19 protein-coding genes are annotated in these 24,574 nt (G+C 66.7%); 13 read left to right on the forward strand and 6 right to left on the reverse strand.

The genetic code is table 11. The annotated features are described in order from the left end of the window. Nucleotides 1-89 precede the first annotated feature (89 nt). Complete coding sequence (locus ACE039_RS13390) at nt 90-860, reverse strand: copper resistance protein NlpE N-terminal domain-containing protein (protein WP_105560311.1); 771 nt, start codon at nt 858-860, stop codon at nt 90-92. Nucleotides 861-1,052: 192 nt separating this feature from the next. Between ACE039_RS13390 and ACE039_RS13395 the strand changes: the two genes are divergently transcribed. The 8 genes from ACE039_RS13395 (at nt 1,053) to ACE039_RS13430 (ending at nt 13,620) form a co-directional block, all read left to right on the forward strand. Continuing rightward, nucleotides 1,053-1,910 carry a prepilin peptidase gene (locus ACE039_RS13395; RefSeq protein WP_485822585.1) on the forward strand — a complete coding sequence of 286 codons (858 nt, stop codon included), beginning with the start codon at nt 1,053-1,055 and terminating at the stop codon, nt 1,908-1,910. Nucleotides 1,911-1,929: 19 nt separating this feature from the next. Further along, nucleotides 1,930-2,547 (forward strand): dephospho-CoA kinase, encoded by a 618-nt coding sequence (gene coaE, locus ACE039_RS13400; protein WP_485822586.1) that lies wholly within the window; start codon nt 1,930-1,932, stop codon nt 2,545-2,547. Between the two features lie 72 nt (nt 2,548-2,619). Continuing rightward, nucleotides 2,620-3,372 (forward strand): cell division protein ZapD, encoded by a 753-nt coding sequence (gene zapD, locus ACE039_RS13405; protein ID WP_448710187.1) that lies wholly within the window; start codon nt 2,620-2,622, stop codon nt 3,370-3,372. 137 nt (nt 3,373-3,509) lie between these two features. After that, a complete protein-coding gene (locus ACE039_RS13410; protein WP_448710186.1) occupies nt 3,510-4,787 on the forward strand; it encodes an MdtA/MuxA family multidrug efflux RND transporter periplasmic adaptor subunit in 1,278 nt (425 codons plus the stop codon). Nucleotides 4,788-4,799: 12 nt separating this feature from the next. After that, on the forward strand, nt 4,800-7,898 hold the full coding sequence (locus tag ACE039_RS13415; protein ID WP_448710185.1) for an MdtB/MuxB family multidrug efflux RND transporter permease subunit: 3,099 nt from the start codon (nt 4,800-4,802) through the stop codon (nt 7,896-7,898). After that, nucleotides 7,895-11,008 carry a multidrug efflux RND transporter permease subunit gene (locus tag ACE039_RS13420; RefSeq protein ID WP_448710184.1) on the forward strand — a complete coding sequence of 1,038 codons (3,114 nt, stop codon included), beginning with the start codon at nt 7,895-7,897 and terminating at the stop codon, nt 11,006-11,008. Before ACE039_RS13415 ends, ACE039_RS13420 begins: the two co-directional genes overlap by 4 nt. Further along, the gene (locus tag ACE039_RS13425; RefSeq protein ID WP_485822587.1) at nt 11,005-12,462 is read left to right on the forward strand and encodes an efflux transporter outer membrane subunit; all 1,458 of its coding nucleotides are present in this window, start codon (nt 11,005-11,007) and stop codon (nt 12,460-12,462) included. Before ACE039_RS13420 ends, ACE039_RS13425 begins: the two co-directional genes overlap by 4 nt. A gap of 153 nt (nt 12,463-12,615) precedes the next feature. Then, nucleotides 12,616-13,620: a Bug family tripartite tricarboxylate transporter substrate binding protein gene (locus tag ACE039_RS13430; RefSeq protein ID WP_485822588.1), complete on the forward strand. Its 1,005-nt coding sequence runs from the start codon at nt 12,616-12,618 to the stop codon at nt 13,618-13,620. Nucleotides 13,621-13,646: 26 nt separating this feature from the next. Here the strand turns inward: ACE039_RS13430 and ACE039_RS13435 are convergent, their stop codons facing one another. The 5 genes from ACE039_RS13435 to ACE039_RS13455 form a co-directional block, all read right to left on the reverse strand. Further along, nucleotides 13,647-14,897: a D-amino acid dehydrogenase gene (locus ACE039_RS13435; RefSeq protein WP_485822589.1), complete on the reverse strand. Its 1,251-nt coding sequence runs from the start codon at nt 14,895-14,897 to the stop codon at nt 13,647-13,649. An 81-nt stretch (nt 14,898-14,978) separates the two neighbouring features. Then, nucleotides 14,979-16,478, reverse strand: coding sequence for an N-acyl-D-amino-acid deacylase family protein (locus ACE039_RS13440; protein ID WP_485822590.1), 1,500 nt, complete (start codon nt 16,476-16,478; stop codon nt 14,979-14,981). A gap of 13 nt (nt 16,479-16,491) precedes the next feature. Next, nucleotides 16,492-17,154, reverse strand: a complete 663-nt coding sequence (locus tag ACE039_RS13445; protein ID WP_313463795.1) for a TetR/AcrR family transcriptional regulator — start codon at nt 17,152-17,154, stop codon at nt 16,492-16,494. A 186-nt stretch (nt 17,155-17,340) separates the two neighbouring features. Further along, the gene (locus ACE039_RS13450) at nt 17,341-18,759 is read right to left on the reverse strand and encodes an amidase (protein WP_485822591.1); all 1,419 of its coding nucleotides are present in this window, start codon (nt 18,757-18,759) and stop codon (nt 17,341-17,343) included. Between the two features lie 66 nt (nt 18,760-18,825). Further along, nucleotides 18,826-20,058 (reverse strand): amino acid ABC transporter substrate-binding protein, encoded by a 1,233-nt coding sequence (locus tag ACE039_RS13455; RefSeq protein ID WP_485822592.1) that lies wholly within the window; start codon nt 20,056-20,058, stop codon nt 18,826-18,828. Between the two features lie 160 nt (nt 20,059-20,218). Here ACE039_RS13455 and ACE039_RS13460 point away from each other — a divergent pair, with 160 nt between their 5' ends. The 5 genes from ACE039_RS13460 to ACE039_RS13480 all read left to right on the forward strand — a co-directional run bounded on the left by ACE039_RS13460 (nt 20,219) and on the right by ACE039_RS13480 (nt 24,555). Continuing rightward, nucleotides 20,219-21,115 (forward strand): LysR family transcriptional regulator, encoded by an 897-nt coding sequence (locus ACE039_RS13460; protein ID WP_105560343.1) that lies wholly within the window; start codon nt 20,219-20,221, stop codon nt 21,113-21,115. 89 nt (nt 21,116-21,204) lie between these two features. Next, nucleotides 21,205-22,197: a branched-chain amino acid ABC transporter permease gene (locus ACE039_RS13465; protein WP_105560325.1), complete on the forward strand. Its 993-nt coding sequence runs from the start codon at nt 21,205-21,207 to the stop codon at nt 22,195-22,197. 9 nt (nt 22,198-22,206) lie between these two features. Continuing rightward, nucleotides 22,207-23,088, forward strand: coding sequence for a branched-chain amino acid ABC transporter permease (locus ACE039_RS13470; protein WP_105560326.1), 882 nt, complete (start codon nt 22,207-22,209; stop codon nt 23,086-23,088). Nucleotides 23,089-23,105: 17 nt separating this feature from the next. Further along, the gene (locus ACE039_RS13475; protein WP_105560327.1) at nt 23,106-23,813 is read left to right on the forward strand and encodes an ABC transporter ATP-binding protein; all 708 of its coding nucleotides are present in this window, start codon (nt 23,106-23,108) and stop codon (nt 23,811-23,813) included. A gap of 1 nt (nt 23,814) precedes the next feature. Next, the gene (locus ACE039_RS13480; RefSeq protein ID WP_105560328.1) at nt 23,815-24,555 is read left to right on the forward strand and encodes a branched-chain amino acid ABC transporter ATP-binding protein; all 741 of its coding nucleotides are present in this window, start codon (nt 23,815-23,817) and stop codon (nt 24,553-24,555) included. Nucleotides 24,556-24,574: the final 19 nt, after the last annotated feature.

The raw sequence follows: 24,574 nt of genomic DNA on the forward strand, positions 1-24,574 counted from the left end.
CCCCCCCCCCCCGGCAGGTATTGAATCGATGCTCGAGGGCAGGCGCTTAAACCGCCGAAGGCATCGAGATCATCGAGACCATCGAGTCATCACGGGCACTGGGGCGCCTGGGCCTTGGCCAGCTCGTCAATCGGATCCAGATCCGGCTGGCGGGTCAGGTTGTAGTTCAGGTTGGGGGTTTGACCGGCGATGGAACGCACACGCAGCACGTTGTTGGCGGCCACCACGAATTCCGCGCGGGCATTGCCCTTGCCATCCATCAGGATGACGCGCGGCGGGCGCTCGTCAGTAGCGTCCCAGCAGCCCTGTTCCGTGACGGCGGGGCCCTTCTTGGGGTCGCTTTCCAGGTATGCCGTGCGACCGCGCCAGCGGCCGTTGGGCGCCAGGGTCAGCGTGACGCGCTGCGCCGTGCATTGCATGGCGGGCGAAAAGCAGGGCAGCGTGCCCATATAGGTTTGCGGTTGCGGCACCAGGCTTTGCACGGCGGCATTGGGCGCGGCGGGCGCAGGCGCGGGCGTGGCGGCCGACGATTGCGCGGCGCGATCGGCGCCTTCGGGCACGGTTTGGCCGTCTTCGGTGGTCTGGCCGGCTGGCGTGGCTTGCGAGGCTTGGTTCTGTGGCTTGCGGGCGTCGGGCTTCAGGGCGATTTGCACCTGCGACGGGGCGCGAATGACGCTACGGTAACCCGCGCCCGAACCCTGGTATTGGGCGTCGGTCACGGTGCTTTCGACCGGGGGGTCGTAATAGCCTTCGGTTTTTTGCTGGGCGCAGCCCGCGGCGCCGAGTGCTGTACCGGCCAGCAGCAGCCCCATGACGCTGAGTTTGCGGGATCGGGTGACGATGTCGACGCGGGCGGTCATGGCAGCTTATCCGTGAATTGGTCTGTCTCCGATTTTACGCACTTATGCGAAGATTCGATACGTTCCCTTAGTCACTCTTGGGTGTTGTCTGCACTTTATGCACAAATTACGACACGGCCTCTGTCGGGCCGTCTGCTTTTCGTCCATTCGCGGTGCAAGGAACGCCGGCGAACGCGCGCGTCGGGCCGGCCAATGAACAGCGTGCACCACGCCTTCGGCATGCCGTTGGGCGCGTTCATCGGGCTGGCTGCGCTGGCCGGTCTATTCATCGGCAGTTGGTTGACCGTGCTGACCTACCGCTTGCCGCGCATGATGGAACGTGAATGGCAGGCCCAATGCCTGGACGCCGTGGGCCGTGCGCGTCCGGACGGCAGCGAAGGCTTGTTTCGCCCCGCCTCGCATTGCCCCGCGTGCCACGCGCCCGTGACCGGCTGGCGCCGGCTGCCGGTGCTGGGCTGGCTGCTGCTGCGCGGACGTTGCGGCGCGTGCCATGCCGCGATCAGTTGGCGCTATCCCGCCATCGAAATCCTGACTGCCGGACTGTTCGCCGCCTGCGCGTGGCGCTACGGCGCAACGCCCGTCGCGCTGTTCGCGATGGGCTTGTCCGCCATGCTGGTGGCGCTGGCCTGGATCGACTTCGAATCCACCCTGTTGCCCGACGCGCTGACGCAGCCGCTGGTGTGGGCGGGGCTGCTGGTCAACCTGTTCGGCGCATTCACGACCTTGCCGCTGGCGGTGGTGGGGGCGGTGGCCGGCTACGTGTTCCTGTGGGTTATCTTCCATGTGTTCCGCCTGCTGACCGGGCGCGAAGGCATGGGGTATGGCGATTTCAAGTTGCTGGCGGCGCTGGGTGCTTGGTTCGGCGTCGAGTCGCTGCCCATGGTGTTGTTGGCGGCCTCGCTGGTAGGCGTGCTGATCGGCGGCCTGCTTACGATGTCGGGCCGCGCCGGCCGCGGGCAGCCGCTGCCCTTTGGCCCGTATCTGGCGCTGGCCGGCATCGTGATGCTGTTGCTGGGCGGCGAGCAGGGGCTATGGCAATTCATGCGCTAGGCAAGAAAGGAAGGGCATCATGTTCAAGATCGGTCTGACGGGCGGCATCGGTTCGGGAAAATCCCGCGTGGCCGACATGCTGGGTGAATGGGGCGCGACGCTGGTCGATACCGACGAGATCGCCCGCGCGCTGACGGCCGCCAACGGGGCGGCCATGCCTGCTATCGAACGCGAATTCGGACCGCAGGCATTGACGCCGGACGGCGCATTGAACCGCGAATGGATGCGTGAGCGCGCATTCTCGGATCCGCAAGCGCGGCTGCGGCTGGAAGCCGTGCTGCACCCCGCCATCACGGAAGAAACCCGGCGTCAGGCGGCGGCCGCGACCGGACTGTACCTGGTCTTTGTGGTGCCCCTTCTGGTGGAGTCGCTGGCGCGTTGGCGCACGCGCGTGGATCGTATCTGCGTGGTGGACTGCGATCCCGAAACGCAGGTGGCGCGCGTGCAGTCGCGTAGCGGGCTGACGGAGCCGGCCATCAGGCGTATTATGGCGGCACAGGCTGCGCGGGCAAGCCGGCTGGAGGTTGCGGACGACGTCATCGTGAACGACGGCGCGACATCACCGGAACAATTGCGCGCGCAGGCGAAGACCCTGCATGACCGCTGGCTGACGCTGGCGACCACAACGGGCCGGTAAGCGAATCGCTTGGCCGGCACCCCTGAATCCCTCGGCTTGCCGGCCGACCACTGATAGGGCCTGTAAAAAAGCGTGATTGTTTACGAATACCCCTTCAATGAGCGCATCCGCGCCTACCTGCGGTTGGAATACCTGTTCGACAGGTTGTTCTTCTTTGCCCGCGAGGGGGATTCACGCCAGCATCAGGTTGCCGTCACGTCCCTTTTCGATCTGCTCGACGCGTGCGAACGCACCGACGTGAAAGGCGCCGTGCTGCAAGACCTGGAACGCCAGCGCATGGCGCTGGTGGGTCTGCGCGATCACCCCGGCGTGGCGCAAGACGCGCTGGAAGCGATGCTGCGCGAACTGGAAAAAGTGGCCAGCGCGCTGGCCGCGCCAGGCAAGACCGGCCAATCGCTGCGCGAAAACGAGTGGCTGACCAGCTTGCGCGGCCGGCTGTCCGTGCCGGGCAGCGCCACGCAAGTGGACATGCCTTCCTATTTTGCTTGGCAGAACAAGACCGAAGCCGCCCGCTGCGCGGACCTGCAGGCCTGGGTGTCGCCCTTCCTGCCCTTGTATGACGGCCTGACGCTGGCGCTGCGGCTGCTGCGCGAGTCTGGCCGCAAGACCGATATCGTGGCCGAGCAGGGCGCATACCAGCAGATGCTGGGCGGCAAGCAGTTTCAGTTGCTGCGTGTCTGGCTGAATCCGACCCAAGGCGTGTTTCCCGAGATCAGTGCCAATAAGTACATGATCTGGATACGTTTTTCCACGCAAGATGGCGAATTCAAACCTCAGCAGGTCGCCCACGACGTCGCCTTCCAAATGACGCTTTGCAGCTCGTAACCCGCCGTTGTCGCGGGGATACGCGTTTTTGAGAGCAATTCCTGTTGCGGCCAGTTTCAACTGGGGCGCGCAATGATAGAAAAGGCGACCGACTAGTAGACAATACGGCTTTCTCCGTCAGTGCCGGAACCGTTTCCATGTCCGATAGTCGTCCTGTTTCTCCCCCTTCTCGCTGGACCCGCCGCCGCATCGCCGGATTGGCGGTGCTGGTGCTTGTCGTGGCGGGCGTTGCCTGGCTGGCGCTGCGGCCGTCGGCCAAGACCGGCGCGGCCGGTGGCCCGGGCGGAAGGGCGGGCGGGGCGCGGCCCCCGATGGCCGCGATGGCGAATCTGGCCGTGCCGGTGCGCATCGCCACCGCCGTCACGCAGGACATCGATATCTACCTGAAGTCCCTGGGCACCGTCACCGCTTACAACACAGTTACCGTGCGTAGCCGCGTCAGCGGCGAACTGGTGGACGTGGCATTCCAGGAAGGCCAGCGCGTAAAAGCGGGCGATCTGCTGGCCCAGGTGGACCCCCGTGCCTTCCAGGTGGCGCTGGACCAGGCGCGCGGCACCCAGATGCAGAACCTGGCCCAGCTGGAGAATGCGCGGCGCGACCTGCAGCGCTATCAGGCCCTGTTCAAGCAGGATTCCATCGCCAAGCAGCAGGTCGACACCCAGGCCGCGCTGGTGCGCCAGTACGAGGGCACGGTCAAGAGCGACCAGGCCAACGTGGATAACGCCAAACTGCAATTGGACTACGCCCGCATCACGGCGCCCATCAGCGGCCGGTTGGGGCTGCGCCAGGTGGACCGTGGCAACCTGGTGTCCAGCGCCGACACCAATGGGCTGGTGGTGATCACGCAGACCCAGCCGATTTCGGTGGTGTTCACGTTGCCCGAGACCCAGTTGCCCGAAGTGCGCGGCGAAATCGCCGCCGGCAAGACGTTGGCGGTTGACGCCTATGACCGCGCCGATACCCGCCGCATCGCCACTGGCGTGCTGGAGACGCTGGATAACCAGATTGACGTCACCACCGGCACCCTGAAGCTGAAAGCCAAGTTCGACAATGCGGACGATGCGCTGTTTCCGAACCAGTTCGTCAATGTGCGTCTGCATGTGCTGACGCGCAAGGACGTGACCGCCATCCCCACCGCGGCCATCCAGCAGGGGTCGGCCGGCGCATTCGTATTCCTGGTGCAGCCCGACAATACCGTCGTGGTCCGCCAGGTGAAGCTGGGCGCCATCAACAGCGGCATGGTGGCCGTGAATGAAGGCCTGCAGCCGGGCGATCGCGTCGTCACCGAGGGCACCGACCGTTTGCGCGCTGGCGCCAAGGTGGAAGTGGTGGGCGGCGCCGAGGTGATACCCGCTACCCGCGACAAGACGCTTGGGGCAGGAGCGCCTGCCGGCACTACGCCTGCGTCGAAGTAAGCCGAGGTCATCGTGAGCCTGTCGCGTCCCTTCATCCTGCGCCCCGTCGCCACCACGCTGGCGATGGTGGCGATCTTGATCGCCGGGTTCATCGCTTACCGGATGCTGCCCGTGTCGGCGCTGCCCGAGGTGGACTACCCGACGATCCAGGTGGTGACGCTGTACCCCGGGGCCAGTCCGGACGTCATGACCTCGCTGGTCACGTCGCCGCTGGAACGGCAGTTCGGTCAGATGCCGGGCTTGAACCAGATGTCGTCCACCAGTTCGGGCGGCGCGTCGGTCATCACGATGCAGTTCAACCTGACGCTGCCGCTGGACGTGGCCGAACAGCAGGTGCAGGCGGCCATCAACGCCGCGTCGAACCTGCTGCCCAGCGATCTGCCGGTGCCGCCAACCTACAACAAGGTGAATCCGGCCGACGCGGCCGTGCTGACGCTGGCCATCACGTCACCCACCATGCCGCTGCCGCAGGTGCGCGACCTGGTGGATACGCGGGTGGCGCAGAAGTTGTCGCAGATTCCGGGCGTGGGCCTGGTCAGCGTCGCGGGCGGCCAGCGGCCGGCGGTGCGCGTGCAGGTCAATCCGCAGGCGCTGGCGGCCAACGGCCTGGCCTTGTCCGACTTGCGCACCGCGATCGTAGGCGCCAACGTCAACCAGCCCAAAGGCAATCTGGATGGGCCATTGCGTTCCACCACGATCAACGCCAACGACCAGTTGAAGTCGCCCACCGACTACAACGACCTGATCATCGCCTACAAGAACAACGCGCCGCTGCGCCTGTCCGATGTGGCGCGCGCGGTCGAAGGCGCCGAAGACACGCGCCAGGCCGCATGGGCCGGCGACAAGCCCGCCATCCTGCTGAACATCCAGCGCCAGCCGGGCGCCAACGTGATCGACGTGGTCAATCGCATCCAGACGTTGCTGCCGCAGCTGCGGGCGGCCCTGCCCGCCACGCTGGACGTGAGCGTGGTGTCGGACCGAACGCAGACCATCCGCGATTCAGTGGAAGACGTGAAGTTCGAAATGCTGCTGGCGGTGGGGCTGGTGGTCATGGTGACGTTCGTCTTCCTGCGCAGCCTGACGGCCACGCTGATTCCCAGCGTCGTGGTGCCGCTGTCCCTGGTGGGCACCTTTGGCATCATGTACCTGGCCGGGTTCTCCATCAACAACCTGACGTTGATGGCGCTGACGATCGCCACCGGTTTTGTGGTGGACGACGCCATCGTCATGATAGAGAACATCGCGCGCCATATCGAAGAGGGCGAGACGCCTTTGCAGGCGGCGCTGAAGGGCGCCTCGCAGATCGGGTTCACGCTGATCTCGCTGACGTTTTCGTTGATTGCGGTGCTGATCCCGCTGCTTTTCATGACGGAAGTCGTGGGGCGGCTGTTCCGCGAATTCGCGATCACGCTGGCCGTGTCCATCCTGATTTCACTGGTCGTGTCGCTGACGCTGACGCCGATGATGTGCGCGCGTTTGCTGCGCGCCGAATCCGAGCAGAAGCACGGCCGCTTCCACACGGCCACCGGCAATGTCATCGACCGCGTCATCGCCGGCTACGACCGCATGTTGCAGGTGGTGCTGCGCCATCAACCGCTGACGCTGCTGGTGGCGTTGGGCACGTTCGCGCTGACGGTGGTGCTGTACATGGTCGTGCCCAAGGGCTTTTTCCCGCAGCAGGACACCGGCCTGATCCAGGCCATCACCCAGGCGCCGCAATCCATCTCGTTCCCGGCGATGGCCCAACGCCAGCAGGTGGCGGCACAGCTGGTGCTGGAAGATCCCGACGTGCAGGCCGTGTCCTCGTTCATCGGGGTGGACGGCAGCAACGCCACGCTAAGCGCCGGGCGCATGCAGATCGCGCTGAAGCCGCAGGCCGAACGCAGCGGCGACCTGCGCACGGTGATGGCGCGTCTGCAGGATTCCCTGGCCAGGCAGGACGGACTGACCGTCTACATGCAGCCGGTGCAGGACCTGACCATCGAAGACCGCGTCAGCCGCACGCAATACCAGATGACGCTGTCCAACCCCGACCTGAAGGTGCTGAGCGAATGGACGCCCAAGCTGGTGGATCGCCTGCGCCAGATACCGGGGCTGAAGGACGTGACGGACGACCTGCAGGACGACGGTTTGCAGACCTGGGTCGAGATCGACCGGGACGCGGCATCGCGGCTGGGCATCACCGCCGCCGTGATCGACGAGGCGCTGTATGACGCGTTCGGCCAGCGCCTGATCTCCACGATCTTCACGCAGTCGAACCAGTACCGCGTGGTGCTGGAAGTGCAGCCGCAGTTCCAGATGAACCCGTCCGCGCTGGGCCAGATCCACGTGCCCACCTCGACGGGCGCGCAAGTGCCGCTGTCGTCGGTGGCGCACATTTCCGAAGGCCGGACCGTGCTGGCCGTGAACCGGCTGGACCAGTTTCCGATGGTGACGGTGTCGTTCAACCTGGCGCCGGGCGCGTCGCTGTCCAACGCGGTCGAAGCCATCACCGCGGCCGAGGCCGAGATCGGCATGCCGGCCGGCGTGGAGACGCGTTTCCAGGGCGCGGCGCTGGCGTTCCAGAATTCGCTGACCAGCACGCTGTGGCTGCTCCTGGCCGCGGTGGTCACCATGTACATCGTGCTGGGAGTGCTATATGAAAGCTACATCCACCCCATCACGATCCTGTCCACATTGCCGTCCGCCGGCGTGGGGGCGTTGCTGGCGCTGCTGATCAGCGGGACCGAGCTGGACATGATCGGCATCATCGGGATCATCCTGCTGATCGGCATCGTGAAGAAGAACGCCATCATGATGATCGACTTTGCGCTGGATGCCGAACGCAAGCGGGGCCTGACGCCGCGTGCGGCCATCCACGAGGCCGCGCTGCTGCGCTTTCGTCCCATCCTGATGACGACGTTGGCCGCCTTGTTCGGCGCCTTGCCGCTGATGCTGTCGACCGGCACGGGCGCTGAACTGCGCCAACCGCTGGGCCTGGTGATGGTGGGCGGCCTGCTGCTGAGCCAGGTGCTGACGCTGTTCACGACCCCCGTCATCTACCTGATGTTCGACCGCATGTCGCGCCGCTGGCGCGGCGCGCGCGCGCCGGCGGCCGGGGACGCGTCATGATCCTGTCGGCACCCTTCATCGTCCGGCCGGTGGCGACCACGCTGCTGAGCCTGGCGGTTGTGCTGGCGGGTCTGCTGTCGTTCTTCCTGCTGCCGGTGGCGCCCCTGCCGCAGGTGGATATCCCGACGATTTCGGTGTCGGCCAGCCTTCCGGGCGCCAGCCCCGAGACCATGGCCTCCAGCGTGGCGACGCCGCTGGAGCGTTCGCTGGGCAGCATCGCCGGCGTGACCGAGATGACGTCCAGCAGTTCGCAGGGGTCTACCCGCGTCACCTTGCAGTTCGACCTGTCGCGCGACATCAACGGCGCCGCCCGCGACGTGCAGGCGGCGATCAACGCGGCGCGTTCGCTGTTGCCCAGCGGCCTGCGCAGCAATCCCACGTATCACAAGTCCAATCCGTCGGACGCGCCCATCATGACGCTGGCGCTGACTTCCGACACCCTCAGCCAGGGCCAGCTGTACGACATCGCTTCGACCATCGTGGCGCAGAAACTGGCGCAGGTGGATGGGGTGGGCGAAGTGACCGTGGGCGGCAGTTCCCTGCCGGCGGTGCGCGTCACGGTGCTGCCGGGCGCGCTGGCCAACCGGGGGGTGTCGCTGGACCAGTTGCGCGCCACGCTGGCCAACGCCAACGCCAACCGCCCCAAGGGCGTGCTGGAGAACGACAGCTACCACTGGCAGATCATGGTCAGCGACCAGCTCAGCCGCGCCGAGCAGTACCGGCCGCTGATCGTGGCGTGGAAAGACGGCGCGCCGGTGCGCGTGTCGGACGTGGCCCGGGTCGAGGATTCCGTCGAAGACCTGTACCAGACCGGGTTCTTCAACGAACGCAACGCCATCCTGATGATCGTGCGCCGGCAGGCCGACGCCAACATCATCGAGGCCGTGGACGCCGTGCGCGCCCAGCTGCCGGTGCTGCAGGCGCTGATGCCGGCGGACGTGAACATGACGGTGGCGCAAGACCGCACGCCCAGCATCCGGGCGTCGCTGCACGAGGCCGAGCTGACCCTGATCATTGCCGTGGGCCTGGTGGTGCTGGTGGTGTTGCTGTTCCTGCGGCGCTGGCGCGCGGCCATCATCCCCAGCGTGGCCGTGCCCGTGTCGCTGATCGGCACCTTCTGCATCATGTACCTGTGCGGTTTCACGCTGAACACGATTTCGCTGATGGCGCTGATCGTGGCCACGGGGTTCGTGGTGGACGACGCCATCGTCGTGCTGGAGAACATCATGCGGCACGTCGAGAACGGCATGTCGCCGATGCGGGCGGCGCTGCGTGGCTCGCGTGAAGTCGGCTTCACGGTGTTATCGATGAGCCTGTCGCTGGTGGCCGTCTTCATCCCCATCCTGCTGATGGGCGGCGTGGTCGGGCGGCTGTTCCGCGAATTCGCCGTGACCTTGTCGGCCGCCATCCTGGTGTCGCTGATCGTGTCGTTGACCTTGACGCCGATGATGTGCGCGCGCTTGCTGCGCCATGAACCGCCCGAGCAAAAACCGCCCGGACGGCTGGCGCGCTGGTCGGAGCGCGGTTTCAATTCCATGCTGGAGGGCTACCGCCGCAGCCTGCGCTGGGCGCTGGCGCATGGCCGGCTGATGATGCTGGTCCTGGCGGTGGCTGTCGGGCTGAACATCTACCTGTACACCGCAGTGCCCAAGGGGTTTTTCCCGCAGCAGGATACGGGGCAGCTGCTGGGGTTCTTCCGCGTGGATCAGGGCACGTCGTTCCAGGCGACGCTGCCCAAGCTGGAAGCGCTGCGCAAAGTGGTGCTGGCGGACCCGGCGGTGCAGAGCATGACCGGCTACGCGGGCGGCCGCGGCGGCAGCAATAGCAGCTTCATGCAGATCCAGTTAAAGCCGCTGGGCGAACGCGACGCGTCGGCCGACGTGGTCATCAACCGGCTGCGCGGCAAGCTGCTGAACATGCCGGGCGCGCGCATGTTCCTGGTGTCGCAGCAGGACATCCGGATTGGCGGGCGGCAAAGCCAGGGCTCTTACGACTACACGCTGATGTCGGGCGACCTGAAACTGCTGCGTGCCTGGATGCCCAAGGTGCAGCAGGCGATGGCGAAGATTCCCGAAATCACGGACGTGGACACCGATGTTGAAGACAAAGGCCGCCAGATCAACCTGGTGATCGACCGCGAAGCCGCCACGCGGCTGGGCGTCAGCATGTCCACCATTTCGACGGTGCTGAACAATTCGTTCAGCCAGCGCCAGGTGTCCGTGATGTACGGCCCGCTGAACCAGTACCACGTGGTGCTGGGCCTTGCGCCGAAATTTGCCGAAGACATCGAATCGCTCAAGCAGGTCGAGGTCATCACGTCGACCGGCGCGCGCGTGCCCTTGCTGGCCTTCGCGCGGCTGGAGAACGCCAACGCGCCACTCAGCGTGCAGCATCAGGGCTTGTTCGTGGCGGACACTGTGTCGTTCAGTCTGGCGCCCGGCGTGTCGCTGGGGCAGGCCACTGCGGCCATCGATGCGGCGGTGGCCCGCATTGGTTTGCCGTCCGATCAGATCCAGGCGGGCTTCCAGGGCACCGCGGCCGCCTTGCAGCAGACGCTGGCGCAGCAACCGTGGCTGATTCTGGCGGCGCTGGTCACGATGTATATCGTGCTGGGCATCCTGTACGAGAGCTTCGTGCATCCGCTGACGATTCTGTCGACGTTGCCGTCGGCCGGCCTGGGCGCGCTGCTGGCGTTGCTGCTGCTGCGTTACGACTTCACGTTGATCGCCCTGATCGGCGTGTTCCTCTTGATCGGCATCGTGAAGAAGAACGCCATCATGATGGTGGACTTTGCGCTGGATGCCGAACGCAACCAGGGCATGGCCCCGCGCGAGGCGATCTTCCAGGCCTGCCTGACACGGTTCCGGCCGATCATGATGACGACGATGGCGGCCATCTTCGGCGCGCTGCCGCTGGTTGTGGCCACCGGCGCTGGCGTCGAGATGCGCCAGCCCCTGGGCATTACCATCGTCGGCGGCCTGGTGCTAAGCCAGATCCTCACGCTGTACACCACCCCCGTGGTCTATCTTTATCTGGACCGCTTCCGTCTGTGGGCCGCGCGCGGGCGCGGTCCCCGGAATGAAGCTCCTGCATCCATAGAACAAACATGATCCGCATCAAGCCGCTTTCGAACGCCTTTCTTCCTCGCAGCGCGGTCACGCTGGCGCTTTGCGCGCTGCTGGGCGCCTGCGCGGTCGGCCCCGACTACCAACGCCCCGAATTGGATGTGGGCGCGTCCTATAAGGAAGGCCAGGGCCAGGATCAGGTGGAAGGCTGGAAGCGCGCCCAGCCGCGCGACGACGCGGACCGCGGCGAATGGTGGCGGGTGTACGACGACGCGACGTTGAACGGGCTGGTCGATCGCCTGAATACCTCGAACCAGACGATTGCGCAGGCCGAGGCCAACTACCGCCAGGCGCTGGGCCTGGTGCGCGCGGCGCGCGCCGGCTTCTACCCCACGGTGGGCGCGGGCGCGGGCATGTCGCGCGCGGGCACTGGCAATGGCACGAACGGTTCGTCGTCTTCGTCGGGCAGCAACGTGTCGAACCAGTATTCGGTGACCGGCAGCATCAGCTGGGAATTGGACGTGTGGGGCCGCGTGCGGCGCAGCACGGAATCGTCCGAGGCCAGCGCGGCGGCCAGTCTGGCCGACCTGGCCGCCACGCGATTGAGCGCCCAGGCGGCGCTGGTGCAGACCTATCTGCAATTGCGCGTGCTGGACGAACAGAAACGCTTGTTGGACGCCACCGTGGCGGCCTACGAGAAATCGCTGCAATTGACGCAGAACCGCTATGAAGTTGGCGTTGCGGGCCAGGCCGACGTGGCCGTGGCGCGCACGCAGGTGGAAAGCACGCGCGCCCAATCGATCGACCTGGACTGGCAGCGTGGCCAATACGAGCACGCGATTGCGGTGCTGATGGGGCAGGCCCCGTCCAAATTCGGGCTGGCGCCCGCGGTGTTCGCGCTGAAGTTGCCGCAGATCCCGGTGGGCCTGCCCTCGGAATTGCTGGAGCGCCGTCCCGACATCGCCGCGGCCGAACGCCGCGCGGCGGCCGCCAACGCGCAGATCGGCGTGGCGCAAGCCGCCTGGTTCCCGTCGTTGACGTTGTCCGCCGACGGGGGCTTTCGCAACGGGCAGTTCGCCGACCTCTTGACCGCGCCCGCGCGCTTCTGGTCGCTGGGGCCGGCGCTGGCGTTGACGATCTTCGACGGCGGCGCGCGCGCGGCGCAGGTCGAACAGGCCCGCGCGGCCTACGACTCGCAAGCGGCGGCGTACCGCCAGGCCGCGCTGGTTGGGCTGCGGGAAGTCGAAGACTACCTGATCCAGCTGCGCGTCATGGAGAACGAACAGGTCGTGCAGCGGCGTGCGCTGGAGTCGGCGCGCGAATCGCTGCGGCTGATCCAGAATCAGTACAAGGCGGGCTTGGTGGACTACCTGAGCGTGGCGGTGGTGGACGCCACGGCGCTCAACAGCGAGCGCAATGCGCTGAGCCTGCTGGGCACGCGCCTGGTGGCCAGCGTGAACCTGATCGTGGCCTTGGGCGGCGGCTGGGACGGTTCCTAGGGATAACGCCTAATCCTCTTGCCTTTCGTTGACAAGTTTTCGGCGCCGGTTCTTAATGCGAAAAAAGTGACCATGCGGTCACGTTCGTCGCGCAGTACCGACACCGAATTCCGTTTGATCAATCGAACACGCGTCACGCGAAGGGGAAAGAGGATGGGCTGGTCAACTCACTGGCGCACGACCGCCAGGGCAGGGCGCTGGACAGGCATGGCGGTGGCCGCCACGCTGGCGTTGAGCGCTGCGGCCTCCGCGCAGCAATGGCCTGCGCGGCCGATCACCCTGATCGTGCCGTTCCCGCCGGGCGGCACCACCGATATCTTCGCGCGCACCATCGCCCAGCACATGCGGCCCGCGTTGGGCGAATCCATCGTGGTCGAGAACAACCCGGGCGCGGCGGGCAACCTGGGCGTGGCCGCGGCCACGCGTGCGCAGCCCGACGGCTACACCATCGTGCTGGGCTCCGTCGGCACGCAGACCGTCAACCAGTTCCTGTACGGCAATATCGGATTCAACCCCGCCACCGACCTGGTGCCGTTGGGCATGATCGCGTCCACGCCCAACGTCATGGCGGTGGCAGCCGGATCGCCCTGGCGCAATCTGGACGACGTGATGAAGGCCGTGAAGAAGGATCCGGGCAAGTATTCCTATGCCTCGCCGGGCATCGGCTCGTCGGTGCACCTGACGGGCGCGTATTTTGAATCGCTGGCCGGACTGCAGATGCTGCACGTGCCGTTCAAGGGGTCGTCGGCCGCGATACCCGCCGTGATCGGAGGCCAGGTCGACATCCTGATGGACAACCTGCCTAGCGCCATGGCGGCGTTGAAGCCGGGCGGCCGCCTGCGCGGCATCGCGGTGACGTCGGCCGAACGCAGTCCGGCCGCGCCCGACCTGCCGACGATGGCCGAGGCCGGCCTGCCGGGCTTCGAGGTCACCGCATGGTCCGGCCTGTATGCGCCGCGCGGCACGCCCGCGCCAGTGGTCGACAAACTCATCGAAGCCATGCGGCAGGCGTTGAAGTCGCCCGAGCTGCAGCAGGCATTGGCGCAAGGCGGGGCGACGCCGGGCAACGTCTTCGGCCCCGACCTGGCGGCGTTCGAAGTGAAGGAACGCGGCAAGTGGGGCGCGCTGATCAAAAGCCGGGGCATCAAGGCGGACTAGGCGCCTGGGCGCCGTCCGCCCGTGCGCTACCCCAGCGCGAAGGCGGCCGCGTCGACGGCCGGATTGCGCCCCTGCATCAAGTCCGTCAGTATCCGCGCGCTGCCGGCGGCCAGCGTGAAGCCCAGGCCGCCGTGGCCGGTGTTCAACCAGAGATTGCGGTAGGGCGTGGCGCCGATCAGCGGCTTGCCGTCTGGCCGCGCGGGCCGCAGGCCGGCCCAAGGCTGCGGCGGACCCGCCGGCTTCAGGTCCGGAAAGAACTGCGCCACATCACGTTCCAGGCTGCGCACGCGCTGTGGATCGACGCCGCTGCCGCGAGCGCCGATGTCGACCATGCCCGCCACGCGTAGCCGGCTGCCCAGCCGCGCATAGACGACCTTGCGCCGGATGTCGCTGATGCTGGCGGTCGGCGCAACGCTGTCCGGCGTCAGCGCATACGTCAGGCTGTACCCTTTCAGCGGATAGATCCGCAGGTTCAACCCCAGGCGCCGCGCCAACGGTTGCGCGCCCATGCCGCTGGCCAGCACGTAATGGTCGGCTTCCAGCACGCCCGCGGGGGTGGACACGCCGACGACGCGCCCGCGTTCCGCGCGCAATGCGTCCACCCGCGTATTGAAATGGAAACGCACCGGGTCCGGCGCGGCTCGCAGGATGCGTTCAAGTTCGGTGCACAGACGCTGGCAGTCGCCGGCGTCTTCGGTCGGGGTGTAGATGGCGCCCTTGATGCTGGCGCCGATGCCGGCCAGCGCGGGTTCCATGTCCAGGCAGGCGCGGGTGTCCATCACGCGCTGCTCGCAGCCCAGGCCCGCTTGGTAATCGCGTTGCGCGAGCGCGTGCGCGTAGGCGGAAGCGTCCTGGTAGACCAGCAGTTTTCCCGACGACGCGAAATCGAAATCCGGATTTTCGTGACGAACGAGGTCATGCACGCACAGGCGGCTATACAGGCCCAGCGACAGCAGCTCGCGCGTGGTGGAGCGGCTTTTGGCGCGCGTGCAGGCACGCAGGAACGAGAGGCTCCAGCGCCACTGATCCGGGTCCAGCCGCGGCCGGAAGCGTAGCGGCGCGTCCTGTGCCAGCAGCCACGAGGGCAGCTTGGGCAAGACGGCGGGGTCGGCCAGCGGCGCCACGAAGCTATAGCTCAGTTGCGCGCCATTGGCCATGCTGGTGGCTTGGCCGGGGCCCGAGTCAGCGTCGACGACGGTGACGCGATGGCCCGCGCGGTGCAGGAAGTAAGCGGTGGTCATGCCGACCACGCCCGCGCCGATAACGACGATGTGCATGATGCTCCAGGGAAGGGGCCGCGGCCAGGGGCGCGGCGTTCAGCGTTCGGGCCCGCGTGCGCGGGGCCCGGTGGCAGAGGGTCAGGCGGCCCAGGCGGGCGTTTCGAATCCGGGCGCGGCGCGGTCGTCGCCGCGCAGCAGGCGGCCGGGCCGATCGCCGGTCGCCACGCCGTCCTCTTCGACCCGCCTGCCGTTGACCAGCACCGCCTGGATGCCGGTGGACGGCAGCGTGGGTTCGGCGAAGCTGGCCAGGTCGGCGACGGTGGCCGGGTCGAAGATCACCACGTCGGCATAGCAGCCCGGGCGCAGCACGCCGCGGTCTTTCAGGCCGAACTGCGCAGCCGTCAGGCTGGTCATGCGGCGAATGGCCTCTTCCAGGCCCAGCACGCGCATTTCCCGCACATAGCGGGCCAGTACGCGCGAAAACGCGCCCCACAGGCGGGGATGGGGGCGCTGGTCGTGCGGCAGGCCGTCCGACCCGATCATGACGCTGCCGTGGCCAATGACGCGCTTCACGTCGGCTTCGTCCATTGAAAAGTAGATCGCGCCGGCGGGCGATAGCGCTTCGGCCAGGCGGGTGGGGTCGATGCCTTCACGCGCGGCCAGTTCGCGCAAGTCCACGCCCTGGATCTCGGGGCGCGTCTGCGACCACGTGACGATGATCTTTTCGCCCGCGGCGACGCGGCGCGGCTCCAGGATGGTGGAGGACGCCGCATAGGGATAGACGTCCATGCCCAGCGGCTGCTCGGCGCGCATGCGGTCGTATAGCGCCAGCGTTTCAGCGGTGCGGCCGTGGTTGTGCTTGCCGGTCACCTTGTGGTGCGACAGGATGGCCGGCACGTCGGCCGCCCGGCCGATCAGGAACGCTTCCTCCATCGCGTCGCAGACGTGGTCGGCCTCGTCGCGCAGGTGCGTGGTGTACAGGCCGCGCCAGGCGGACAGCGGCTCGGCCACGCCGATCACTTCTTCGGTGCTGGCGTGCATGGCCGTCGGGTAGTACAGGCCGGTGGACAACCCCGCCGCGCCGGCGGCCATGGCTTCGTCCAGCGCATGCCGCATGGCCGCGATTTCTTTCTTGTCGGCCGGACGGTCAAGCCGGTCCATGGCCGATACGCGCAGGCTGGAATGGCCGACCAGCGCCAGGCTGTTGACGGCGGCGGGCGCGGCGTCCAGCGCGTCGGCGTAATCCTGCATGCGGGCGTAGAGTTCGCCCGTCTGCTTGGCCAGCAGGTTCAAGGGGGGAGGCACCACGGCGCCTGGCACGCGCACGGGTGCCAGACTGATGCCGCAGTTGCCGGTGACGACGGTGGTGATGCCCTGGCTGACCTTGGGACGCATCAGCGGCGTGCCCAGCAGCGCGCGGTCGTCGTGGGTGTGGCAATCGATGAAGCCCGGCGAGACCACCTTGCCCGTCGCGTCGATGTGGCGCGCTGCCCGCCACGTGGCGCCGTCGCCGATGGCGGCGATGCGCTCGCCGCGGATCGCGATATCGGCGCGGCGAATGGGGCCGCCCAGGCCATCGGCAAGCTGGCCGCCGGTGATGATGATGTCGTAGTCCTGCGGGTCGGGGTGTGCGGGCATGAGGGCGAGGGGTTCAGGTTTCCGGATCGGCTGCGGGCGATTTGCCGCGGCGCGCCTCCAGTTGGGCAAGGGATTCGGTATTCAAGGCGTCCGGCAGGCCGTGGGCCACCAGGTGTTCAAGCGCGCCGCTGATTCGCTCCCAGCCTTCCGGCGTGCGCAGCGGCACGCCAAGAAAGTGGGATTCGGTCTTGGCGCGCAGCATCAGGTACAGCACGCCGGCCAGCATCACGCTGACCAGCGCGGGCATGTCGGCGTCGGGGGCCAGGCCGTCGATGCGGTCGATGAAGCCACGCGCGGCGCGTTCGCGCCGTTCGGCCAGCGGCGCGGATACCTCGTTGCGTTCGATCAGTTCCCAGCGGCGGACTTCCCGCAATGATTCGTTGCCGGCCAGCGCGTCGATCTGCGCGCGCAGCATGGACAGCACGAGTTCGCCGGGCGTGCGCTGGCTGGATTCGTCGGCCGCCAGCAGCCCGGGGTTGCGGGTCCAGAAATCCTGTTCCTGCATCCACGCCAGCATCAGGCCGGGCATGCCATCGAAATAGCGGTAGATGAGTTCCTTGCTGACGCCGGCGCGCTTGGCGATGGCGTTGATGCCGACGCCGCCCATGCCGGTTTCCAGGATCTGGGCTTCCAGCGCTTGCAGGATCTGCCTTTCGGTATTCTCGCGCCGCGACATAGGCCTATTCCTTCATGAGGATGAGGAACGGATGTGACCATATGGTCACATCAACATTCAAGATAGGGCTTCGAGACGATCACGAGCAAGGGGGGACTTTCCCTAGCGGGGCGGCAATGGGGCGGTGGCGGATGCGCGAAGGGACGCCGGCGGCGCGGGCCGCGGGCGTCCCTTCAGGTGTGGCAACTACAGTCCGACGGCTTTCAGGTCGGGGCGCCGGCGATGCCAGTCGGTCGCGGCCTGGAAGGCCATGCCGATCTTGCCCAGCGTGCCTTCGGCATTGGGCTTGCCCAGCAATTGCACACCCAGGGGCAGGCCGCCGGCGGTGAAGCCAGCGGGCAGGGCAAGGCCCGACGCGTTGACGTAGTTGCCGGCGCGGGTGAAGGCGGCCAGCGGCGTGGCGGCTTCGTCCACCTCGTCGAGCAGGCGTGCGCCAAAGGGGGCGCAGGGTGTGAGCACGGCGTCGATGTCGCGCATCCAGTCCAGCCAGGCCAGGCGCGCTTGCGCGTGGGCTTGCAACGCGGCGATGTAGTCGGCGGCGGACACGCCCTTGCCGGACAGCACGCGGGCGCGCACATATTGGCCGATGGGTTGGGCGGGGTCTTCGATGTAGCCGCGGTGCATGGCGTAGGCTTCGGCGGCGATGATCTGGCCGTTCCGCAGCATCATCTCGCGGAAGTCGAAGGGGAAGGGCGTTTCGGCTACGTCCGCGCCCAGGTCGATCAGCACGCGGCGCGCGTCATCCAGGGCGGACAGCGCGTCGGCGTCCACCGCGATGGGATGCTGCGACGCGGGCATCAGGGCAATGCGGACGCCGCGCAAGGGCTGTGCGCCGGCAGCGGGCTCGCGGTATTGGAAAGGAGGCAGGCCTTGCGTCAGCGGGTCTTGTGCGTCGGGCCCGGCCATCAGCGCGGTCAGCAGCATCGCGTCGCGCGTGTCGCGGGTCAGCGGACCGATGGAGTCCAGCGTTGTCGACAGCGCCACCGCGCCATGCAGGCTGATCAGTCCGCGCGTGGTCTTCAGGCCCGTGACGCCATTCAATGCGGCGGGTATCCGCACCGAACCGCCCGTGTCCGATCCCAGCGCCGCAGGCGCCAGGCCGGCCGCGACGGCCACGGCGGAGCCGCTGGACGAACCGCCGGGAATGCGCGCTTGCTGCAGGTCCCACGGATTGCGCGGCGTGCCCATGACGGGGTTGGTGCCCCACCCGCCGAAGGCGAATTCGACCATGTGCGTCTTGCCCAGCATCACCATGCCGGCGTCCAGCAGGCGCGTGACGGCGGTCGCCGTGGTGCTGCTGCGGCGGTCGCGCCACGCCTCGGAGCCCGCGGTGGTGACCTGGCCCTGGATGTCGCACAGGTCCTTGGCGGCCACCGGCACGCCGTCCAGCGCGCTGAGCAGGCCGTAGCCGGCGCGGCGGCGGGCGTCGGCGGCTTCAGCCAGGCGCAGCGCGCCGGTGCCGTCCACGCTGACATAGGCGCCCAGCGCCGGGTTGGCCCGGGCGATGCGGTCCAGGAAGTGCTGCGTCAATTCCACCGAGCTGTAGCGGCCTTCGGCCAGGCCGTCCGCCAGTTCGCCGAGCGTGGCAAATGCAATTTCAGACATGTTTTCCTCAGGTTGGTATGCCGGCCCCACGCAGTGTGGCGCGGGGCCGGCCCGTGTTGCCCGCGGCTAGCGTTTGGTCCAGTCAGGGGCGGGATAGATCGGCTTTGCCGTTGCCACGTCCGCCGGCCACACGGGCACCATGCCCTTGCCCGGCTGCAACTGCACCACCGGGAAGGGCATCAGCAACTGCTTGCCCGTATTGTCGATGGCGTAGGGGCCGGCCATGACCGTCAGCTTGCCGGACAGGTCCAGCGACGCCTGCTTGAGCGCCGCGGCATCCGTCGTGCCAGCCTTCTTCACGACCTCTTCCGTGATCGCGCCAGCGCCATAGGCCAGCGCCGTCTGGAAATCGGGCGGGAACTCGGCCTTGGGAAAGCGCTTGTCGTAGGCCGCCGCGAACTGTTCGCGGCTCATGCCTGCGTTGACGTTCCAGTTGATCGCGGGGTGGTAGTTGGTGTGGCTGTAGATGTAGTTGGCGTCCGCGCCGATGGCCTGGAACTGCGGCGTCGATGCGTACACCATGAAGACGTAAGGGAAGTTGATGTCCAGCTGCTTCATCTGGCGCGTCATGCTGATCAGGTCGCCCTCATACGAGGTCGGCACCAGCGCTTCGGCGCCTGCCGCGCGCGCCTTCTGGAGGATCGTGCTGAAATCCTTTTGCCCCTTCGGGTATTTCTCGAACATCACGACCTGCATGCCGTTCTTGGTCGCCTGTTCGCGGCCGCCTTCGGCCAGCCCCGCCGGGAACGGTTCGTCGGAATACAGCAGCGCCACCTTCTTCACGCCCTGGTTGGCGGCCAGCTCCATGTTGGCGCGCAGCATGGCGGACACGGGCATCTGCGTGCCCGACACCATGTTCTTGAAACCCTGTTTGTACAGATCGTCGCTGGCGGCCGACCAGACCATCATGTACTTGCCCAGCCGCTCGGTGACGGTGGCGGCCGCGGCCGTCAGCGTGGAGCCGAACGGCGCAAACACCAGATCCACTTTTTCATCGACAATCAGGCGTTCGTAGACGCGCGTGACCATCTGCTTGTCGCTGCGGTCGTCCAGCTTGACCAGCTCGACGGGGTACTTCTTGCCTTTGATGTCGATGCCCCCCCGGCGGTTGACGTCTTCCACCCACAATTCCACACCCCGCACGCCGGATTGCGAGGCAAGGGCGAAGCTGCCGGTGGAAGAAACCGTCATGCCCACCCGGATCTTGTCCGACGTTTGGGCGGCGCCAGTGGCGGGCGTCAGGGCGGCAATGGCCATGGCCAACGCCGGTAAGCGGAACAACCAGGATTTAACGAACATGGGATGTCTCCAATCGTTATAGATTTGGGGGCCTCGCCCCGCCGCGAAGCAGGGGCCCAGAACCCGGTATTGGGCAATAATTGCCCAATACGCGACAAAGCGTATAACAAATAGGCATGGAGCGCACGCCTTGAATAAACTGAATTACCGTCAGACCGAAATGCTGTGGGCCATCGTCATGGCCGGGTCGATCAGCGGCGCGGCCCGGTTGTTGAATATTTCGCAGCCGGCGGTCAGCCGGATGCTGGCCCAGACCGAGAAGAGCATGGGCGTGACGCTGTTCGAGCGCGTGCGCGGGCGGCTGCGGCCCACGTCGCAGGTGCACAGCCTTTTCGAGGAAATCGAGAAGACCCAGCGCATGATGCAGCGGGTCAACGACCTGGCCGACGCGCTGTCCGAACACGGCACGGGCGTGTTGCGGCTGGCCTCCATTCCCAGCCTGGCGCAGTTCCTGGTGCCGCGCGCCGTGGCCCGCTTTCAGCAGCGGCATCCAGAGCTGCTGCTGCGGTTGAATACCTCGGTCCTGCCCAGCCTGATATCCGACGTGCTGCAGGGCGAAGCCGAGCTGGGCCTGGTGGTCATGCAGGCGGATCACCCCTTCCTGACCTCGCAACCCCTGCATGTGGGGCGCATGGTGGCGGCCATTCCCAAGGGGCACCCGCTGGCGGAGCGGGCGTCTGTCAGCCTGGCCGATCTTTCCCCGCACCCGCACATCGTGGTGGGTACCCGGATGCCTTTCGGCATGCTGGTGTTGGGGGCGTTCGAGCAGGCCGGGCTGCCGTGCCGCATGTGTGCCGACGTGCCCTGGAGCCAGCTTGCGTGCGCCTTGGTCAATGCCGGCGTCGGGATTGCCATCGTGGATGAATTCACGGTCATGCAGAACACCATGCCGGATGTCGTGATCGTGCCGCTGCAAGAGCGGATTCCGCTGAATATCTCGGCCGTCTATGCCAGCAACCGCGAGCCGTCGCAGATCGCCTTGCGGTTCATCGATGAGCTGCGCGAGGTGCTGGCGGAGGCGTTTCCCGGGTCGGATAAGGCGCCTGGTAAGGGTTAATCCTTAACTTGCAGTTATGGTTTGAGTTGTTCATAATCGCCTCCAAATAGAGCGGTCGTCCAACCCGAGACGGCCCGGAGGAAGACATCATGAGCAGCAGTCCCGCCCTGGCGGCGGGCGCGGCTTCGCATCGCGCGCAGGATCTGCGCGCCGTGCGGTTGCGCACCCGCATCGCAGTGACCCTCTTCGCCGCGCTGGCCGCCGGCCTGGCCGTGATTCCGATGGCGACCTCGAACATCTCGTTCGCGTTCTACCTGATGCTGTGGATCACCATGGCCAGCGCCATGAACATCTGCGTCGGGTTTACGGGCTATCTGCCGTTTGGCTACGTGGTGTTCTATGGCGTCGGGTCCTACGCCACCGGCATTTGCTACAAGATCATGGGTTGGCCCATCCTGCCGTCGCTGCTGGCCGCGGGCGGCGTGGGGGTGGCGATCGCGCTGCTGCTGGCGCCCACGCTGCGCCTGCGCGGCGTGTACTTCGGCATCGTGAGCCTTGCGCTTGCCACCATCGTCAAGCTGGTCATTTCCGATCTGCCGCAGTCGTTCACCGGCGGCAGCATGGGCATCATCCTGTCCAGCGCCAACAATCCCACGCACAGCTACTACGCCATGCTGCTGGTGATGGGGGCCACGCTGGCCACCGTGACGTGGCTGTCGGTATCGCGGCTGGGCCGTGCGCTCAAGGCCATCCGCGACGACGATGGCGCGGCCGCCTGCGTCGGGATCCACGTGCCCAACACCCGGCTGAAGGCCTGGCTGCTGGCCGCCTTGTTTCCCGCGTTGGCCGGTGGCATCGAGGCCTGGTACACGAACGTCGTCGACCCCGAATACGCCTTCAACGTGCTGATCACGGCGAAGAGCATCATTTATGCAATGGCGGGGGGCTTTGGCACCATTCTGGGCCCGGTGGTCGGGACGCTGGCGCTGCTGGGCATCGATCACATGATCTGGCAGAAATTCCCGGTAGTGAACCTGCTGCTGCTGGGCCTCATCATCGTCCTGCTGATGCTGTTCCTGCCGCGGGGCATCGTCGGCAGCCTGCTCAAACGCAAGCCGCAACTGCGCCGCTACATCGCCTGAGGACCCGCCATGACCGGACTGCTTATCCAAGGCCTGATCAACGGCCTGATTCTCGGCGCCATCTATGGGCTGATCGGCGTCGGCCTGAACGTCGTCTTCGGCGTGCTGCGCGTGGTGAACTTCGCGCACGGCGAGTTCCTGGTGCTGGGCGCGTATTTCGCGTTCTATCTCATGGAGTATGCGGGCATCAACCCCCTGGTTGCGCTGCCGCTGGCGTTCGCGGCGTTCTTCCTGGCCGGCTACCTGCTGTACTTCGTCCTGATCCCGCGGCTGTCCAAGGCGGACGACCCCGAAATCAGTTCGCTGCTGCTGATGTTCGGCGTATCGATCATGCTGGGCGCGCTGATGCTGCTGGCGTTCGACGCCGACGCCCGCTCGCTGCCCTACGAGATCGAACCGGTCTTCCTGAAGTTTGGCCCGGTGCTGATCCCCACGGTGCGGTTGCTGGCGCTGGCCATCGCGCTGGCGATCATCGCCGCGTTGACGGTGTTCCTGTACCGCACCCAGCTGGGCCGCGCGCTGCGGGCCATCATCATGAACCGGGACGCGGTCCGCATCGTAGGCATCAACGTGGAACGGCTGTCCGCCGTGGCGTTCGGCCTGGGCGTGGGCCTTGCGGCCGCCAGCGGCGTGCTGGTCGCCATGGTGTTCCCGGCGTTCTCGCCGTTCATGGGCAACGATTACACGCTGATCGGCTTTATCGTCATCGTCCTGGGTGGCCTGGGGCATCCGGTGGGGGCGTTGGTCGGAGCGCTGCTGTTCGGGGTGACGGAACAGGTGTCGGTGGTGTTCTTCAGCCCTTCCATCGCCACCATTTGCGGCTTCGCGTTGATGGTCGCCACGATCTTCATCCGGCCCAGCGGCTTGTTCGGCCGCCAGGCCCTGCGCTGATCCCGGGAGACGGACGCATGTTGAAAGTCACGAATCTGAAGAAGCGCTTCGGCGGCCTGGTGGCGCTGCAGGGCGTGGACCTGGAGGTGCCCAAGGGCGGCATCCTGGGCATCATCGGCATGAACGGGTCGGGCAAGACCACGCTGCTGAACTGCATCAATGGCATTTACACCCCGGACGAAGGCCGCATCGAGCTGGGCGGCCAGGAGATCGGCGGACGCCAGGTCCACGACGTGGCACGGCTGGGCGTGGGGCGCACCTTCCAGGTGCCGCGCATCTTCCGCCACCTCAGCCTGCTGGACAACCTGGACGTGGCGCAGCAGCAGGCGGGCCGCAGCGCGGACGAACGCTATGCGCAGTCCGAGTACTGGCTGCACAAGGTAGAGCTGCACCGCCTGCGCCACAACTACGCCGAGGAGCTGTCGGGGGGCCAGCAGAAACTGGTGGAACTGGCGCGCATCATGGTCGCGCGGCCCAAGGTCGTCTTGCTGGACGAGCCGTTCGCGGGGGTGAATCCCGCGCTGGCGCAGCTGCTGATCTCCGTGATCCGCGAACTGCCCACCGAACACGATTGCTCGGTGGTGCTGGTGTCGCACGACCTGACCTCGATCTATCAGCTGTCCCATCACATCATCGTCATGAACGAAGGCGCCATCCTGAGCCAGGGCGACGCCGATCACGTGCGCGCCGACCCGCGTGTGGTCGAAGCCTATCTGGGAGCCTGACATGAGCACCGCGATCCTCGCGCTGGAAGACGTGACCGTGGCCTATCACGGCGACATCACGATCTTGAACCGCATCAACGTGCAGGCGCGCGCCGGCAAGGTCACCGGCGTGATCGGCCCCAACGGCGCCGGAAAGTCCACCGTGCTCAAGACCCTGTTCGGCTTCCTGCCGCCGCGTACCGGCCGCATCACGTTGCGCGGCAAGGACATCAGCGCGCAACCCTCGCATGAACGCGCCAACCATGGCGTGGCGTTCGTGCCGCAGCATCGCAGCCTGTTCGGCGACCTGACCGTGCACGACAACCTGCTGCTGGGCTGCTGGCCGTTCCGCCGCGACAAGGCCCGGGTACGCCAGCGCATCGACTCGGTCTACGACCGCTTTCCCATCCTGGCGCAGAAACGCGACGACCCGGTGTCCAGCATGAGCGGCGGCCAGCAACGCTTTGTGGAGTTCGGCCGCGCCCTGCTTATTGAACCGTCGGTGATTCTGCTGGACGAGCCGACGGCGATGCTGGCGCCCAAGATCTCCAAGGAGATCTACGCGCTGATCCGCGGCTTTGCCGACGAGGGCATGACGGTCGTGCTGGTGGACCAGAACGTGCGGCGCTGCGCCGAGGTGTCCGACTACATGTACATCCTGGAATTGGGGCGCAACAAAGCAGAAGGCTCGCGCGAAGCCTTCGAGGAAGAGGGCGGCCTGCGCGAGATGGTCGCATCATGGATGGACTACAAGATCGACTGAGGGATCGGCAGGGCCCGCC

The organism is Achromobacter maghribensis (genome assembly GCF_057334215.1).

Excerpts from the sequence above, each read along its gene's own strand:
- ACE039_RS13455 (WP_485822592.1), bottom strand. The coding sequence starts at position 20,058 with ATGTTCGTTAAATCCTGGTTGTTCCGCTTACCGGCGTTGGCCATGGCC.
- ACE039_RS13435 (WP_485822589.1), bottom strand. The coding sequence starts at position 14,897 with ATGCACATCGTCGTTATCGGCGCGGGCGTGGTCGGCATGACCACCGCT.
- ACE039_RS13425 (WP_485822587.1), top strand. The coding sequence starts at position 11,005 with ATGATCCGCATCAAGCCGCTTTCGAACGCCTTTCTTCCTCGCAGCGCG.
- ACE039_RS13440 (WP_485822590.1), bottom strand. The coding sequence starts at position 16,478 with ATGCCCGCACACCCCGACCCGCAGGACTACGACATCATCATCACCGGC.
- ACE039_RS13395 (WP_485822585.1), top strand. The coding sequence starts at position 1,053 with ATGAACAGCGTGCACCACGCCTTCGGCATGCCGTTGGGCGCGTTCATC.
- ACE039_RS13475 (WP_105560327.1), top strand. The coding sequence starts at position 23,106 with ATGTTGAAAGTCACGAATCTGAAGAAGCGCTTCGGCGGCCTGGTGGCG.
- ACE039_RS13480 (WP_105560328.1), top strand. The coding sequence starts at position 23,815 with ATGAGCACCGCGATCCTCGCGCTGGAAGACGTGACCGTGGCCTATCAC.
- ACE039_RS13460 (WP_105560343.1), top strand. The coding sequence starts at position 20,219 with ATGCTGTGGGCCATCGTCATGGCCGGGTCGATCAGCGGCGCGGCCCGG.
- ACE039_RS13450 (WP_485822591.1), bottom strand. The coding sequence starts at position 18,759 with ATGTCTGAAATTGCATTTGCCACGCTCGGCGAACTGGCGGACGGCCTG.
- coaE (WP_485822586.1), top strand. The coding sequence starts at position 1,930 with ATGTTCAAGATCGGTCTGACGGGCGGCATCGGTTCGGGAAAATCCCGC.
- ACE039_RS13390 (WP_105560311.1), bottom strand. The coding sequence starts at position 860 with ATGACCGCCCGCGTCGACATCGTCACCCGATCCCGCAAACTCAGCGTC.
- ACE039_RS13465 (WP_105560325.1), top strand. The coding sequence starts at position 21,205 with ATGAGCAGCAGTCCCGCCCTGGCGGCGGGCGCGGCTTCGCATCGCGCG.
- ACE039_RS13470 (WP_105560326.1), top strand. The coding sequence starts at position 22,207 with ATGACCGGACTGCTTATCCAAGGCCTGATCAACGGCCTGATTCTCGGC.
- ACE039_RS13410 (WP_448710186.1), top strand. The coding sequence starts at position 3,510 with ATGTCCGATAGTCGTCCTGTTTCTCCCCCTTCTCGCTGGACCCGCCGC.
- ACE039_RS13430 (WP_485822588.1), top strand. The coding sequence starts at position 12,616 with ATGGGCTGGTCAACTCACTGGCGCACGACCGCCAGGGCAGGGCGCTGG.
- ACE039_RS13445 (WP_313463795.1), bottom strand. The coding sequence starts at position 17,154 with ATGTCGCGGCGCGAGAATACCGAAAGGCAGATCCTGCAAGCGCTGGAA.
- ACE039_RS13420 (WP_448710184.1), top strand. The coding sequence starts at position 7,895 with ATGATCCTGTCGGCACCCTTCATCGTCCGGCCGGTGGCGACCACGCTG.